This is a genomic window from Paenarthrobacter sp. NPDC018779 (assembly GCF_044391085.1).
GTDB lineage: Bacteria > Actinomycetota > Actinomycetes > Actinomycetales > Micrococcaceae > Arthrobacter.
Map to the genome: position 1 here is coordinate 59979 of NZ_JBIRZS010000022.1, position 14999 is coordinate 74977.

The 14999-nt window shown below is 66.9% G+C and carries 15 protein-coding genes; 12 read left to right on the top strand and 3 right to left on the bottom strand.

The window, feature by feature from the left end:
- Positions 1 to 16 precede the first annotated feature (16 nt).
- The gene (locus ACH488_RS18425) at positions 17 to 967 is read right to left on the bottom strand and encodes a glycosyltransferase family 9 protein (RefSeq protein WP_397325999.1); all 951 of its coding nucleotides are present in this window, start codon (positions 965 to 967) and stop codon (positions 17 to 19) included.
- Positions 968 to 1053: 86 nt separating this feature from the next.
- Between ACH488_RS18425 and ACH488_RS18430 the strand changes: the two genes are divergently transcribed.
- The 7 genes from ACH488_RS18430 to ACH488_RS18460 are packed head-to-tail and all read left to right on the top strand — an operon-like array spanning position 1054 to position 7911.
- The gene (locus ACH488_RS18430; protein ID WP_397326000.1) at positions 1054 to 1623 is read left to right on the top strand and encodes a D-glycero-alpha-D-manno-heptose-1,7-bisphosphate 7-phosphatase; all 570 of its coding nucleotides are present in this window, start codon (positions 1054 to 1056) and stop codon (positions 1621 to 1623) included.
- Entirely contained in the window at positions 1620 to 2702 is a 1083-nt protein-coding gene (locus ACH488_RS18435; RefSeq protein ID WP_397326001.1) for a glycosyltransferase family 9 protein, read from the top strand. The genes ACH488_RS18430 and ACH488_RS18435 overlap by 4 nt, the downstream gene beginning before the upstream one ends.
- Positions 2699 to 3772, top strand: a complete 1074-nt coding sequence (locus tag ACH488_RS18440; protein WP_397326002.1) for a glycosyltransferase — start codon at positions 2699 to 2701, stop codon at positions 3770 to 3772. Before ACH488_RS18435 ends, ACH488_RS18440 begins: the two co-directional genes overlap by 4 nt.
- A complete protein-coding gene (locus ACH488_RS18445) occupies positions 3769 to 5037 on the top strand; it encodes a glycosyltransferase (protein WP_397326003.1) in 1269 nt (422 codons plus the stop codon). The genes ACH488_RS18440 and ACH488_RS18445 overlap by 4 nt, the downstream gene beginning before the upstream one ends.
- 14 nt (positions 5038 to 5051) lie before the next feature.
- Positions 5052 to 5726 carry an SIS domain-containing protein gene (locus ACH488_RS18450; RefSeq protein WP_397326004.1) on the top strand — a complete coding sequence of 225 codons (675 nt, stop codon included), beginning with the start codon at positions 5052 to 5054 and terminating at the stop codon, positions 5724 to 5726.
- Positions 5723 to 7186, top strand: coding sequence for a D-glycero-beta-D-manno-heptose 1-phosphate adenylyltransferase (rfaE2, locus tag ACH488_RS18455; RefSeq protein WP_397326005.1), 1464 nt, complete (start codon positions 5723 to 5725; stop codon positions 7184 to 7186). The genes ACH488_RS18450 and rfaE2 (ACH488_RS18455) overlap by 4 nt, the downstream gene beginning before the upstream one ends.
- 29 nt (positions 7187 to 7215) lie before the next feature.
- Positions 7216 to 7911 (top strand): SDR family oxidoreductase, encoded by a 696-nt coding sequence (locus tag ACH488_RS18460; RefSeq protein WP_397326006.1) that lies wholly within the window; start codon positions 7216 to 7218, stop codon positions 7909 to 7911.
- Here ACH488_RS18460 and ACH488_RS18465 read toward each other — a convergent pair.
- Entirely contained in the window at positions 7880 to 9031 is a 1152-nt protein-coding gene (locus ACH488_RS18465; RefSeq protein ID WP_397326007.1) for a glycosyltransferase family 9 protein, read from the bottom strand. The two genes, ACH488_RS18460 and ACH488_RS18465, sit on opposite strands and share 32 nt — an antisense overlap.
- A 146-nt stretch (positions 9032 to 9177) precedes the next feature.
- Here ACH488_RS18465 and rfaE2 (ACH488_RS18470) point away from each other — a divergent pair, with 146 nt between their 5' ends.
- Both rfaE2 (ACH488_RS18470) and ACH488_RS18475 read left to right on the top strand, forming a co-directional pair.
- The gene (rfaE2, locus tag ACH488_RS18470) at positions 9178 to 10731 is read left to right on the top strand and encodes a D-glycero-beta-D-manno-heptose 1-phosphate adenylyltransferase (protein WP_397326008.1); all 1554 of its coding nucleotides are present in this window, start codon (positions 9178 to 9180) and stop codon (positions 10729 to 10731) included.
- 15 nt (positions 10732 to 10746) lie between these two features.
- Positions 10747 to 11781, top strand: coding sequence for an NAD-dependent epimerase/dehydratase family protein (locus tag ACH488_RS18475; protein ID WP_397326009.1), 1035 nt, complete (start codon positions 10747 to 10749; stop codon positions 11779 to 11781).
- Positions 11782 to 11789: 8 nt separating this feature from the next.
- Here ACH488_RS18475 and ACH488_RS18480 read toward each other — a convergent pair whose 3' ends face one another.
- Positions 11790 to 12869 (bottom strand): aromatic acid exporter family protein, encoded by a 1080-nt coding sequence (locus ACH488_RS18480; protein WP_397326010.1) that lies wholly within the window; start codon positions 12867 to 12869, stop codon positions 11790 to 11792.
- A 175-nt stretch (positions 12870 to 13044) separates the two neighbouring features.
- Here ACH488_RS18480 and ACH488_RS18485 point away from each other — a divergent pair, with 175 nt between their 5' ends.
- The 3 genes from ACH488_RS18485 to ACH488_RS18495 are packed head-to-tail and all read left to right on the top strand — an operon-like array spanning position 13045 to position 14896.
- Positions 13045 to 13896 carry a hypothetical protein gene (locus ACH488_RS18485; RefSeq protein WP_397326011.1) on the top strand — a complete coding sequence of 284 codons (852 nt, stop codon included), beginning with the start codon at positions 13045 to 13047 and terminating at the stop codon, positions 13894 to 13896.
- A complete protein-coding gene (locus ACH488_RS18490; protein WP_397326012.1) occupies positions 13893 to 14324 on the top strand; it encodes a phage holin family protein in 432 nt (143 codons plus the stop codon). Before ACH488_RS18485 ends, ACH488_RS18490 begins: the two co-directional genes overlap by 4 nt.
- Positions 14321 to 14896 carry a DUF3618 domain-containing protein gene (locus tag ACH488_RS18495; RefSeq protein WP_397326013.1) on the top strand — a complete coding sequence of 192 codons (576 nt, stop codon included), beginning with the start codon at positions 14321 to 14323 and terminating at the stop codon, positions 14894 to 14896. The genes ACH488_RS18490 and ACH488_RS18495 overlap by 4 nt, the downstream gene beginning before the upstream one ends.
- Positions 14897 to 14999: the final 103 nt, after the last annotated feature.

Below are 14999 nucleotides of genomic sequence, written 5' to 3' on the forward strand. Positions count from 1 at the left end.
AAGCGCCTCTACAGCTTCAGCACTTGAGCCCTTCCACGGCGGCCACAACGTCCTGAACCGTCACGGCCAGGAGTGCAGGGTCCGGATCGCTCGCGAAAACGTCGCCACGGCGACGTTCGACGGCGGTAAGCACCACGTGCGGGCCTGGCGGCGGACCCCATTCCTCTGCCGGCGCAGGCCCAAAGAGCACCACTGACGGCCGCCCGTAGGCGGCAGCCAGATGCGCGGCACCAGTGTCCGCGGAGACCACGAGCCGCGCTTCAGCGATGGTTGCGGCGAACTCGGCCAGCCCTTGCCGCCCGGCCAGCACCCCGCCGTCGAGGTTTGCTCCTTTGGCCTTTGCCAACGCGGCCGTTTCCCGGGCGCGTCCGCGTTCCGACGTTCCGCCGGTGAACACAACCTGGTGGCCGGCCTGGGTGAGTTCAACCGCGACGTCGGCGAAACGGTCCACGGGCCAAAGCCGGCTGCCGTACGCAGCACCCACGTGGATGACGGTGGCGCCGGGCCGCGGCGACGGAACGGAGGTGCGGTTGAGGCGGTAGTCCATGGGATCGGCGTCGATGCCATGCCAGTTCAGCAGGCGGGTCCAGCGCTCGCGTTCGTGGAGGCCGGTGGTCCACTCGGGGCCGTCCAGGCCGGCGGAGCGGTGCGCCACAATGCGATTGGCGCCAAGTTCCCCAATCCGCTGCCGGCTTTCCGGGCCGTTCCCGTGCAGGTTCACCGCAACGTCAACCACGCCCGGGGCGATGGTGAGGGGATGGTCCAGGCCCGGGGTGGGCCAATGGTCGATGCCGCCAACCAACTCCAGGGCTTCCCCGATCCACGCTGGCGCCGCATACAGGATGCGGTGTTCCGGGAAGCCCCGTCGAAGTCCGCGAAGGGCCGGAACGGCTACCAGCAGGTCCCCGAGTTTCAGCGCCCGAAGGGCAAGCAACACAGGTTGTCCATCGAATTCAGCATTGATCAAAGTGACCTCCCGCTAGGAGTCTAACCACAGGAAACTTCTCCGGGCCGCGCTGTTTAGCCCTGAAGGAACTGGGGAACGTTGCCGGTATGGGAGGAACCGGAACGTTGAAGGCGGTCCTGTTTGACCGCGATGGAACGCTGGTAATTGATGTGCCCTACAACGGCGACCCGCGGTTGGTGCGGCCCATGGAGGGTGCCCGTTCGGCCGTGGCGAGGGTTCGCCGGGCAGGGCTGGCAACGGGTGTGGTGAGCAACCAGTCGGGAGTTGCCAGGGGGTTGCTGACCCTCCAGCAAGTGCACGCCGTGAACCAGCGCGTGGACGAACTGCTGGGTCCGTTCGACGTATGGGAGATTTGCCCGCACGGCAGCTGGGACGGATGCGCATGCCGCAAGCCCGCGCCCGGGATGATCCACCGGGCCTGCGAGGCGCTGGGCATCGAGCCGTCGGAAACTGCCGTGATTGGCGATATCGGCGCGGATCTGGGAGCGGCCAACGCTGCCGGCGCCCGCGCCATCCTGGTCCCCACGGAGGTGACGCGGAAAGAGGAAATCGAAGCCGCGGAACTGGTGGCCAACGATTTGTGGCATGCCGTGGAGATGCTGCTGTCACTTCAGCAACCGTCCTCCGGTAAGGCACAGTCTGGTGCGCCTGTATGAGCCGCGTCCTGGTGGCCCGGCTGGACAGCATGGGTGATGTCCTCGTTTCAGGCCCCGCGCTGCGGGCTGTGGCCAACGGAACGCGAGCGGACGGAAGCAGGCCCAACGAGGTGGTGCTGCTCTGCGGTCCCGAGGGTACGGGTGCTGCGGAGATGCTGCCCGGTGTCACCCAGGTGCACACATGGCCCTGCCCTTGGATTGTGAACCCGGCCCCGCCGGTCACGGAGGGCCTCACGAACGGCCTGGTCGAATTTGTCCGGAGTTCCCGGATTGAGGAGGCCGTGCTGCTCACGTCCTTCCACCAATCTCCCCTTCCGCTCGCCATGTTGCTCCGATTGGCCGGGGTCCGGCAGATCACGGGTGCCTCCACGGATTACGCGGGGTCGCTCCTGGATGTGCGGCTCAAGCCCGGAGAAGACTTCCCCGAAGACCAGCCCGAGGCCGTGCGGGCCCTCGGCATCGCCCAGGCCGCGGGGTTCCAGCTTCCTCAGGGCGACGACGGCAAGCTCCACATCACGCCAAGTACAGACGACCTGGTGGATGAGCTGGGCAAGGACGGCCCGTACATCGTGGTGCATCCTGGTGCAGCCGCTCCCGCCCGTGCCTGGCCGGCGCTGCACCATGCGGCCACTGTGGAACTGCTTGAGGCGTACGGGCACCGGGTGGTGGTCACAGGAGGACCTGGTGAAACCTCCCTTACGGCCACGGTTGCAGGGCCTTCGGCGCAGGACTTGGGCGGCAAGACGCCTCTCCGCACGCTGGCGGCGGTACTGGAGGGCGCCGCCGTCGTGGTCACCGCCAATACGGGACCCGCGCACCTGGCCGCGGCAGTGGGCACACCGGTGGTTTGCCTCTTCGCGCCCGTGGTTCCGGCCATCCGTTGGGCGCCCTACGGCGTACCCCTGGAGCTCCTGGGCGACCAGGAAGCGGCCTGCAAGAACACCCGTGCGCGCAGGTGCCCCGTCCCCGGCCATCCATGTTTGACCTCCGTGACGCCCGAGCAGGTGGTGGAAGCCGTCGAACGGCTCCTGGGCGGGGTCTCTTCACTGACCACGCGACGAAAGGTGTGGAAACCATGAGAATCCTGGTGTGGCATGTCCACGGCGGGTGGATGGAAGCATTCGTCCGCGGACAGCATGAATACCTCCTGCCGGTAGAGCCCGACGGCGGCCCCTGGGGTTTGGGGCGCGGTGGCCGTGAGTGGCCGGTCAACGCAGTGGAAGTGGACTTGGGCGTGCTGGATCCGGACAGCGTTGATGCGGTGGTGCTCCAACGGCCCGAAGAGATCGCCGCCGTGGCCCGAACGTTGGGGCGCCGTCCCGGTAAGGACCTTCCCGCCGTCTACCTTGAACACAACACGCCCAAGGGGGACGTGCCCTTCACCATCCATCCGATGGCCGACCAGAACTCCATTCCCGTAGTCCACGTAACGCATTTCAACCAGCTGTTCTGGGATACGGGTTCGGCCCGCACGGTAGTGATTGAGCACGGCATCCCCGATCCCGGGCATCTCTACAGCGGTGACCGGGAAGAGATGGCGGTAGTGGTGAACGAGCCAGTCAGGAGGGGCCGCGTCACTGGCACGGACCTCCTCCCGGGTTTCGCCGGCGTGGCACCGCTGCGTGTCTTCGGAATGGGCACCGAATCCTTGCCTGAAGCGCTGAACCTGAAGGACCTTGGCCTCAGCGGGGAGCGCCTGAGGATCGCCGGCGATGTGCCGGCGGCCGGGCTCCATCAGGAACTTGCCCGTAGCCGCCTGTATCTCCATCCGCTCCGCTGGACCTCGCTCGGCCTGGCCCTCCTGGAGGCCATGCACCTTGGCATGCCCGTCCTGGCGTTGGGAACCACCGAAGCATACCGGGCGGTTCCCCGCGGTGCCGGGCTGGTTTCCAACGACCTCGAGGAGCTCCGAAGTTTCGCGCGGCGGCTTCTTGATGACCCGGACGACGCTTACGCGATGGGCCTGCTGGCCCGTGAGGCAGCACTGGAACGGTATGGGCTGGCGAAGTTCCACCGGGCCTGGGACGAACTCCTGGCCGATCCGGGCACGGGCCACCCGGTACGCCGTTCCTTCCTTGGAACGGAACACCACGATGCCGGTCCCGGTCCGGTGCCGCCAAGCCATGATGAAGAGAGGACACACCCATGAAGATCTCCATGGTTTCTGAACACGCCAGTCCGCTGGCTGCCTTGGGAGGAGTGGACGCCGGCGGACAGAACGTCCACGTGGCAGCGCTCTCCTCAAGCCTCGCCAAGCGTGGCCACCAAGTCACCGTGTACACCCGCCGTGACGATCCCGATCTCCCTGCAAGGGTGCAGGTGGCCCCGGGACTTGCCGTGGTCCACGTGGACGCCGGTCCGGCACGCCACATTCCGAAAGACGGACTGCTGCCCTATATGGGGGCCTTGGCAGACGGTATCTGTGCCGACTGGGACGGCGACGTCCCGGACGTGGTCCATGCCCACTTCTGGATGTCCGGACTGGCCGCCGTCCAGGCCGCGCGCCGGGCCGGAACAGCGGAGCCGGTACCCGTTGTCCAGACCTTCCATGCCTTGGGGTCAGTGAAACGCCGCCATCAGGGATCGGCGGACACCAGCCCGGCGGCCAGGGCCTGGCTGGAGCCGTGGGTAGGGCGCACCGCGGATTGGGTGGTGGCAACGTGCCCGGACGAAGTCTTCGAACTCAAGGCCCTGGGCATCAACAAATCCAAGGTCTCCATTGCTCCCTGCGGGGTGGACCTCACGCTGTTCGATGGCACGGCAGAGCCGGAGACGAAACCGCGGACCCACCGCATCCTCAGCGTGGGCCGCCTGGTTCCCCGCAAGGGTGTGGACCTGGTGATCCAAGCCCTCCCGCTGCTGGCCCAGGCCGGCCTGGATGATGTGGAGCTCCTCATTGTGGGCGGCTCCGGTGATGCCCTGTCCCTCGAGGAGGACCCGGAAGCGCAACGGCTCCGCGCCCTCACCAAGGAACTGGGCGTGGAGGACAAAGTGACGCTGCGCGGCCAGGTTCCCCGCGACGCCATGCCGGGGATCCTCCGCAGCGCAGACGCCGTGGTCTGCACACCGTGGTACGAGCCGTTCGGCATCGTGCCGCTGGAAGCCATGGCGAGTGGCGTGCCCGTGGTGGCTGCCGCCGTCGGGGGTTTGCGCGAAACGGTGGTGGACCAGAAGACCGGACTGCACGTTCCGCCGCGGGACCCGGAAGCCATTGCCGACGCCGTTGGGCGCCTTCTGGGAGACCCCACCGTGCGCGCCGAGATGGGCCGGGCGGGAATGCGCAGGGCACGCTCGCGCTATTCGTGGGACCGCATAGCAACAGACACCGAAAAAGCGTACCGATCCGTCCTCGCGGCCGGTCTGTCCCTGCAGGCCGGGGAAGGCCTGGAACCCCTGGAAGGAACGGCACTGTGACACCCAAAACGACAATGACACCCAAAACGACACTGAGGTCCGTTCCGGACACCGTTCCGGCGGGCTGGACCGGACCAGTCACCGGACCAGGCACCGGGAACACCGAGGTAACCACCCACCTGGACAACGTGCTGCCGGCCCTCGAATCCCTGCGCTTGCAGGCGGACCGGCTCTCCGGGTGGGGAATCGAACTTGCCCACCGGCTGCTCTCCGGCCAACGCTTACTGGCAGCGGGAAATGGCGGCTCGGCCGCTGAGGCCCAGCACCTGACCGCCGAGCTGGTGGGACGCTTCGACGCGGAACGGGCGCCCTTCTCAGCCATTTCGCTCCACGCCGAAAGCTCCGCCGTCACCGCGCTCTCCAACGACTACGGCTACGAGGAAGTTTTCGCCAGGCAGGTCCGGGCGCATGGCCGGGCAGGGGATGTGCTGATCCTGCTTTCCACGAGCGGACGGAGCCCCAACCTGCTCAAGGCCGTCCGTGCGGCCAACGAGCGCGGCATCGCCACGTGGGCCCTCACCGGTCCCGGCCCCAACCCCCTGTCCGAAGCCTGCGATGAGGCCATTACCGTGGACGCCATCGCGGCCAACGCCCAAGAGGGGCACCTCATCGCCGTGCACGCCGTGTGCCGGGCCTTCGACGCGGAAGTGGCACGCCGCACGGGATCCGGCAACGGGTCACGGCCGTGAAAGTGACCGTGGTGGGAGACCTTCTCCTGGATGTCGACATCAATGGAACCGCCACCCGGCTCAGCCCGGACGCGCCGGTGCCGGTGGTGGACGTCGCCGGGATCCGGCACCGGGCGGGTGGCGCGGGACTGGTGGCCACGCTCTTGAAGCGTGACGGCCACGATGTCACTCTCGTCACCGCAGTATCGGACGACGACGGCGCACGCCACCTGAGGCGCGCCCTGTCCGGTGTGCGGCTTCTCACGGGAGATCCGCTCGCGCCCACCCCGACGAAGACCAGGGTACGGAGCGGTTCGCACGCGGTGGTCAGGTTCGATGAAGGATGCGCCGCTGCTCCCCGGCCGGACTGCACCGCCGGGATGCGCTTGGCGATCGAATCCGCCGAGGCCATTGTTGTTGCCGATTACGGCCGGGGGATCACGTTCAACCAGGACATCCGGGCAGCGCTCGCCGCGGCCGCACACCGGGTGCCGGTGGTGTGGGACCCGCACCCCTCCGGCTCGGAACCGGTGGTCGGAGTTGCCGTAGTGACACCCAACTCCGCCGAAGCCGCGGCTGTTGCGAAGGCCGCCGGGCTGGGACACGCTTCGCCGGACAGTGCGGAAGCCGGAAAGCAACTGTTGGAACATTGGCACAGCAAAGCCGTGCTGGTGACCAAGGGTGAAGCGGGGGCCGTGCTGGTGGAGGCCTCTGGAGAAGCGGCCGGCATCCCGGCGCCCAGGACATCCGTGGAGGATCCCTGCGGGGCAGGGGACCGCCTGGCGGGGAGCCTCGCAGTGTACCTGGGCTCGGGGCTAGGGCTCCGCGACGCGGCAACGCGCGCTGTTGCCGATGCCTCTGCCTTCCTGGGCGGAGGCGGCGCGGCTTCCCTCGTGGTGGACACGGCCGCCGTGGACTCGGATGCCGTGGACACGGCCGCCTTGGAGTATGACGACGAAGGGGTTCCCGACCCCGTCGAGGCGGGTGCCGTCGTCGGACTTTTCGGCAGCCAGGCGGAAACGGACCCGCCCGACGGCGTCCAGCTCGCCCGGATGGTCCGGGCAAAGGGCGGAACGGTGGTGGCCACCGGCGGTTGCTTCGACTTGCTCCACGCCGGCCACGCCCGGACCCTGGCCGTAGCGCGGGAGATGGGCGATTGCCTGATCGTCTGCCTGAACTCGGACCAATCAGTTCGCCGGCTCAAGGGACCACACCGCCCGATCGTCAGCGAGGAGGACCGGGCCGAACTGCTGCTCGCGTTGTCCTGCGTGGACGCCGTGGTGCTCTTCGACGAGGACACCCCGGAGGAATGCCTGGAATTCCTGCAGCCCGATGTCTGGGTCAAGGGCGGCGATTACCAACCCGATGACCTGCCGGAAGCCCGGCTTGTGGCCAGTTGGGGAGGGCGATGCGTCACTGTGCCCTTCCATCCGGCCCGATCAACCAGCGGCTTGGCGGAAGCACTTGCCAAAGTCGGCTGACCTTTGTTCGAACCAACGAAAGGAACCGCATGAACACGCAAACACCTGGCCGTGTCATCGTCACCGGAGGCGGCTCCGGCCTGGGCGCCGCAATCGTCCAGGCCATCAGCGACGCTGGCGGCACGCCGGTGGTCTTCGACCGGGACGTCAGCAACGTGTCCGGCGCGAAAGCCCTGGAAGTGGATGTCTCCAACCGCGAAGCCGTGGAAGCCGCAGTGAAGGAAGCCGCGGAGAGCCTCGGCGGATTGGACGGCGTAGTGACGGCCGCGGGAATTGACCGCTGCGGCAAGCTCGGCGACGTCGCGGCGGAGGAATGGGAGAAAGTCATTGGGGTGAACCTCCTGGGCACTGTGTCAACGGTGCGCGCCGCACTGCCCTACCTGAAGGAGTCCCGCGGGCGGGCCATCACCATCGCCTCCACCCTGGGGCTCCGGGCACTCCCGGATGCCACGGCCTACTGCGCCTCCAAGTTCGGCGTCATCGGCTTCAGCCGGGCGCTCGCCGCTGAAACCGGAGGAGTCATCGGCGTCACCACCATCATTCCGGGCGGCATGAAGACCCACTTCTTCGACGACCGTGATGAGCAGTACAAGCCACAGGACGACTCCAAGCTCAACGACCCCGCCAACGTGGCGCAGGCCGTGGTCTTCGCCCTCTCGCAACCGTTCGGCAGCGAAGTACGCGAACTCCTCATCACCCCCGCAGAAGAAGGCTCGTGGCCGTAAGGTCCCGCACGTCCTGAACAACACCGGCCACGGCGATGCCCTCGATGAGGGTCTCGCTGTGGCCGCAGTGCGGAGCGGTCCATCCCACCTGCGTCACGTCCGCACCGCAGCGGGGGCACGCCGTCACCCATGACATGTGGACGCGGTGAAGGCTTCGGCCGCGCGGCCCGGCGTTGAACACATTGCCCACCCAGAAGATGCCCACCGTCGGGGTTCCCAGTGACTGGGCGAGGTGGCGTGGGCCGCTGTCGCTGGCCAGCATGACGGTCGCTTCTGCCAGCAGCGCGGCCAATTCCCCCAGTTCCAACTCGCCGGCTACAGAGCGCACGGCACCGCGGTCACGTCCAGGCACCTTTTCCCGCGCGAGTTCGGCTACTTCCTGCGCCACGGCTTTTTCCGAGTTGTCCCCAACCACCAACACCTGCGCACCTTCGGCGGCCAGGCTTGCGGCGGCCTCGGCAAAGTTCGACGTCGGCCATCGCCTCCTGGGATCGGTGGCACCCGGGTGGAGGACCACCAAGGAGGTACGCCGCGGGTCCTTTAGTCCTGTGGCGGCCTCCAAGTACCGGGACCGGGGCTTTAAGAGTGGCGGAATGATGGTGGGTGCCCCCGCGAGGCCCGCCAGCTCCAACCATCGGTCAGGTTCGTTTTGGTAGTAGACGTAGTCCAGGTTGCGCTCAAGGCGCTCCGCATCCGGGGTCCGTGTGCCCACGGTGTGGGGTGCGCCGAGTTTCCGCAGGAAAGGGTTGGAGTAACGTCCGCCGCCGTGCATCTGGAGGGCGAGATCGAATCTCCTGGCCTGCATGTTCCCCAGGAAGGCTTCGTGCGCCGCCGGGTCTTCATCGCCGTCGCGGACTCCCTTGGCGAAGGGAAGAATTTCGACGTCGTCCACCGGCCCGTCCGTGGCGGCCACCAGGGCCTGGTGGATGGGCGTGCCCAGCAGGGTGATGCGCGCTCCCGGGTAGGCCGCTTTCAATGCATGGAGGGCGGGATAGGTGTAGATCAGGTCCCCGAGGCCACCTCCGCGAAGGACTGCTATCCGCTCCACTCCCTGGAACTTCTCCAGCACCGGTCCAACAGCTGCTTCGAGGGAGGCCCTCGAATCCCGAGGAATGACCATGGAAACGTCCCTTCATGGAGGAAACCGGAAGCTGCCCGGCGTACGGGGAGCAGTTGCACGGAAAAGTACGCGGTGGGCGTGTGAAGCCCGGGCTGCTGGGTACCTGAGGGGAGCAGGAACTTGCCGCCACAACCGGAAGGTACCCCATGGCACTCCTCTCCAATCAAGAAGGTCTGGCCGAATGGTTGCCGGGCCGATTGGCCGAAGAAAAGCGCATCATCACCGTGATCGGCGATGCCATCCTGGATGGTTGGTGGGACGGCCTGATCGAGCGGTTCTGCCGTGAAGCCCCTGCCCCGGTGGTCCAGGTGAAGCGCCGTGACTTTGCGCCCGGAGGAGCTGCGAACACCGCGGTAAACCTGGCCGCGCTCGGAGTCCAGGTACGGTTTGTCTCCATCATCGGGCAGGACCAGGCAGGGCAACAGCTCAAGGAGCTGCTCTCGGAAGCCGGGGTGGACGTGGCGAACATGCTGGCCCATCCGGACATGACAACCACCACCAAGTTCCGGGTGAGCAGTGCGGGCCAGGTGATGCTCCGACTGGACGACGAAGCCGGGAACGTCCCCAGCGATGCCCTCGATCAATTGGCGGAGAAAATTTCCGGCGCACTGCAGGGTTCACATGCCGTGATCGTGTGCGATTACGGTGCCGGGACCTTGGAAGGCCCGGTTCAGGACGCACTGTTGGCGGTCCTGGGCCCGGAAGATGCCGGGAAGGCAGCCGCCGGGACTGAATCCTCTCGACGCGGTGGCATGCTGGTAGTGGTGGACGCCCATCACCCGGAGCGCTGGGCAGGGCTCCGGCCGGACCTCGCCACCCCCAATGCCCAGGAAGCGGCACGGCTGGTGGGTGTCGAACTGCCCGGAGGAGTTGCCCGGTGCCCGTTCGTGGAGGCCCATGCCGAGCAGCTCCTGGCCGCTTCCGGTGCGGCCGCCGTCGTCGTGACCTTGGACCGGGACGGCACGCTGACGGTGCGCAAGGACCGCGACGGGAGCACGGCCACGCACAGGACCTGGGCCCGTCCGGAAACCGAAAAGCAGGCATCCGGGGCCGGGGACACCTTTGTGGCCGCGCTGGCCTTGGCGCGTTCGGCCGGCCTGCCCCTGACCACCAGCGTGGACCTGGCACAGGCCGCGGCGGACGTCGTGGTGCACCGGCCCGGCACCTCCGTGTGCAGCACGGAGGAACTGTCCCGCCATTTGCGCGAGTTCGCGGACACGGCCCTCACAGCTGGGGAGCTGGCCAAGCAGGTGCAGGCACACCGCCAGGAGGGCCGGCGGATCGTGCTGACGAATGGCTGCTTCGACGTCCTGCACCGCGGCCACACCCGGTACCTCAACCAGGCCAAGCAACTGGGCGACGTCCTGGTGGTGGCCCTCAACAGCGACTCGTCTGTTCGCAGGCTCAAGGGTCCCGACCGTCCGGTGAACCATGAGTCGGACCGTGCAGCCGTTATCGCCGCACTCAGCTGCGTGGACCACGTCACCGTGTTTGACACCCCCACGCCTATTCCGCTCATCGAGATCCTGCAGCCCGACGTCTACGCCAAGGGCGGCGACTACACCCCGGAAATGCTTGCCGAGACGGAAGCCGTTGAACGCTACGGCGGCACCGTGACCATCCTGGATTACGTGCCGGAACACTCCACCACGGCAGTGCTGCAGCGTATCCGTTCAACGGGTGAGCCCACCAACCACTAAAGCGAGGAGAAGCCCATGCGCATCGTCATCACCGGAGCCACCGGGAACGCCGGAACGGCGCTCCTCAGACGATTGCAGGCAGCCCGTTCCGAGGAAGGGGCTGATCTTGAACTTGTGGGCATAGCCCGCAGGGAGCCGGATGTGCACGCCGCTCCCTACCAGGGAGTTGAATGGCACTTCCTGGACGTGGGCGACCACCGGGACCGCAAGGCCCTGGAAGCAGCCGTGTCCGGGGCCGACGCCGTGGTCCATCTGGCGTGGCTGATCCAGCCGAACCACAACCGCAAACTCTTGCGCCGGACCAACGTTGCCGGCACAGCCCATGTGCTCGCTGCAGCGGAAACAGCCGGAGTGAAGCACATCGTGTGCGCTTCGTCCGTGGGCGCCTACTCGCCCGCGCCCAAGGATCAGCGGACCAAGGAGGGTTGGCCTGCCGGCGGGGTCAAAGGCTCGCACTACAGCGTGGACAAGGCTGCGCAGGAGCGCCTGCTGGACAACTTCGCCAAACAACACCCGGAGATCGTGGTTGCCAGGCTCCGGCCCGGGCTGATCTTCACCTCGGAAGCCGGCAGCGAAGTGGGCCGCTACTTCCTGGGCCGCCTGCTCCCACGCCTCCTGCCGCGCAAGCCGTGGTTGCCGCTCCTTCCGCTGCCCAACGAACTCGTGTTCCAGGCCGTGCACGCCGACGACGTTGCCGATGCTTACTGGCGCGTCCTCCAGCAGCGTGCCGAAGGTGCCTTCAACGTCGCCGCCGAACCCGTGCTGGACCCCAACGCGCTCGCATGGATCCTCAAAGCCAAGCGCCATTTGCCGCTGCCGCTCGCGGTGCTGCGCGCCGTCGTCGATGTTTCCTGGCGTATGCGCCTCCAGGTGACCGATGCGGGCTGGGTGGACATGGCCGCGGGAGCTCCCATCATGGACACGGGCAGGGCGCGGAGCCTGCTCGGCTGGATGCCGCACAAGTCCTCGCTGGAGGCCTTGACTGAAATCCTGGAAGGGCTGGGCGCCGGCCACGGGAGGGAAGCCTCGCCACCGCTGACGCCGCGCTGAACACGCGGCTACTCGGAGGACAAAACAGTGATCATCCGCCGCAGGCTCATGGCCACGGACGCGGCGGCGTTCACCGAGGCCTGACCGGCCGCCGCCTCGTTGATGGCGTCGGTCAAGGCTTGCACCCGGTCCCGTGCGTCGGCGAGCTGGTCCTTGAGCTCCCGGGCCTGGTCGTCGCGCCATCGATCGATCACGGCCGCCACGGATTCCAGCGCCTCGGCCAGATGGCTGAGGACGCCCTCCGGCAGCACCGTGTCCGCGCCCTCCTCCCAGATCACGCTGGCCAGCACGTCCGTGATGTCTTGGACATGGAAGGTGAGCCCTTCCACCGTCCGGAGTCCTGCCAGGTCGTCGGGAAGGCGACGTGCACGACGGCGGGACCTGGGATTCGCTTTGGTGCTGAGTTCCGCTTCGAGCACCGCAGTCCGGACGGTTGAAGCGGTAGCTGACAGTTCACCGCTGCGGCTTGCCCAGGCTTCGTGGTCCGGGGGCCAGGATTCCTCCATGGCGCGTGCCATGTCCGTGAGTTGCCGTGACAGGGCACTCCGGTGTCCGGCCAGTGCGGGGTCGATTCCTTCCAGGTGGAGCGGCGGGAACACCATCCAATTCACCGCGAAGCCAACGGCCACGCCCAGGGCCATCTGGAGGACGTACCCGAAGGAGAAGCTCTCGGCATTCGAATCCCCAAGGACCAGAACGAACAGCGCAGCCATGGGGATCCACTCGGACGCCGACCCGAGCCTCGGGAGGCCTCCAATCAGCACGCCCAGGCCCACCACGAGTGCCACCGAGAAGGCCGTGGGGGCGGCGAACGTGGTGACGGCGAACGCCATGCCAATGCCCAGGGCCAATCCCAGCAGGCTCTGGAGGCCGTGCTTGGCGCTCGCGGCCACGGTTGGATGCATGCTTACGAGCGCCCCGAGTGGGGCGTAGTACGGGTAGGCGGCTGCCGGTCCGGGCATGAGCGGCGCCAGGTACCAGGCGAGTCCGGCCGCCAAGGCAGTCTTGGCGGCGAACAGTAGGCGATGGCGGGTAACGGTCTTTCGAAGCGCGGAGATCAGCCGCTGCCTGCGGGGCATGGGGCTCATGGCTCCACGGTAGGCAGGCCAATCCGTGCCTGTCGAGGAGGAGTTCCCGTGCTGGAAATTCCGTAAAACTGGTGCGATTGAATTCGCAATCCGGGGGTACACACCCATTGATAGTAACGATACTTACTATCCCGGCTGCTGTCCGCAGCCTGCCAACTGTGGAAAGAGAGCGACAATGACTGAGAGCCAATCGCCGCAGGACGGAAGCTTCGCGGCGCCACGGAATGGGGTCCCCGCAGGGACCGAACCATACTCCGGAAGCTACCTGGACTCGCCAGCTGATCTTGGAACGGAAACCACCTCCGATTACCAGACGGGTTCCACGTCGGGAACCGGCACGGTGGAAAGCGCAAAGCATGAAGCCGCCGACGTTGCGGGCACGGCAAAGGATGCCGCCAGTGGTGTGGTTGACACCGCCAAGGACGAGGCCGCCAACGTAGCCCACGAGGTCAAGCTCAATGCCCGCCAGCTGCTCACGCAGACCAAGGGCGAACTGACCGACCAAGCAGCCACCCAGCAACAGCGCGTAGCCGAGGGATTGCGGTCCATTTCAGAGGAGTTGTCCAATATGGCCAATGCCTCCACCAATGGCGGCATGGCAACCGATCTGGTCCAGCAGGCGGCCGATCGTTCATCCTCCGCCGCCCACTGGCTGGAGAACCGCGATCCGGGATCCCTCCTGGACGAGGTCAAGAGCTTTGCCCGCCGCAAGCCCGGAGCCTTCCTCCTGCTCGCCGCAGGTGCCGGTGTACTTGCCGGACGCCTGGGCCGCGGCATGGCGGACAACGCTTCGGCGGATGGTGCCAGCACGGGTGCGGGAACTTCGCCGCGCGCCGAGTACTACCCCAGTTCCGGAGGCGCCGTGCCACTGCCCGCCGTCGACCTTCCTGGTCCTGATGCCACCACGGCAAGCTATGGCACCACGGCTGCCTACCCGGAGACGGACGGCGGCACCAAGGCGCAGGGCGACCCGCTCGCAGACCCCCTCGATGACCCGGACAGCCCGGAATACGGAGGTCCCCGATGAGCAGTCCCGCCGATTTGCCTCCAACACAAGCGCACATCAAAGCGGAAACCCAGCCCCTGGGCGAGCTGCTCAGTGACCTGACGCGCGATGTCTCCACGTTGATGCGCCAGGAAGTGGAGCTGGCAAAGGCCGAGGTCAAGGAATCGGCCACGAAGGCAGGAAAGGGCGCCGGCATGCTTGGCGGCGCCGCTTGGGCAGGCCACTTGGCGGTCGTTTTCCTGTCGCTCGCCCTGTGGTGGGCCCTGGGTCAACTGGTTGGCCTTGGCTGGTCCGCCGTCATTGTGGCCGTCATCTGGGGCATTGTCGCGGCAGTGCTCGCCAGCATGGGACGCAAGGAACTCAAGACCATCAAGGGCATGCCGCGTACAGCCGAGACAGTCAAGGAAATTCCTCCAACCTTTAAACCGAACACCGAGGAGACACGATGACGCAGAACCCGGACGCCCTGCGCGCCGATATCGAAGCAACCCGCCGACGGCTCAGCACCAACGTTGACGCCGTAGCGGACAAGGTCACTCCCTCGCACATCGTTCATCGCCGGGTGGACCGCATCAAGAACGCGGTCTTCGGAGCCAGCGACGACGTGCAGAATGCTGCCGGCAACGCTGCCCACCAGGCGCATGACGCTGCCGCCGACGTCGCTTCCAGTATTGGCGAGACCCCGCAGGTGATCACGCGGAAGACCCAGGGCAGCCCCGTTGCCGCAGGCTTGATCGCTTTCGGTGCCGGCCTGCTGGTTTCGGCCCTGATCCCGCCATCGGAGAAGGAACGCGAAGCTGCCCAGGCCGTAAAGGAAGCGGCACAACCGTTGACGGAAGAGCTGAGCCACGCCGCCAAGGAAGTCGCTGAGCACCTGAAGGAACCGGCAACCGAAGCAGTCCAGAACGTCAAGGAGACCGCTACCGAAGCGGCCGCCAACGTCAAGGATGAGGGGCAGGCTGCTGCTGCGGATGTCCAGGACCGCGCCGCCACGGCAAAGGACAACCTGGGTAACCAGTAGCTGGTCCGCTGGCCCAACTAATACGAAAGTATTGGTGGGTCAGGCTGCGGTGACCGGGGTGATGGTGACGTTGTAGCCGAGGTTGTTGAGTTGTTTGATGGCG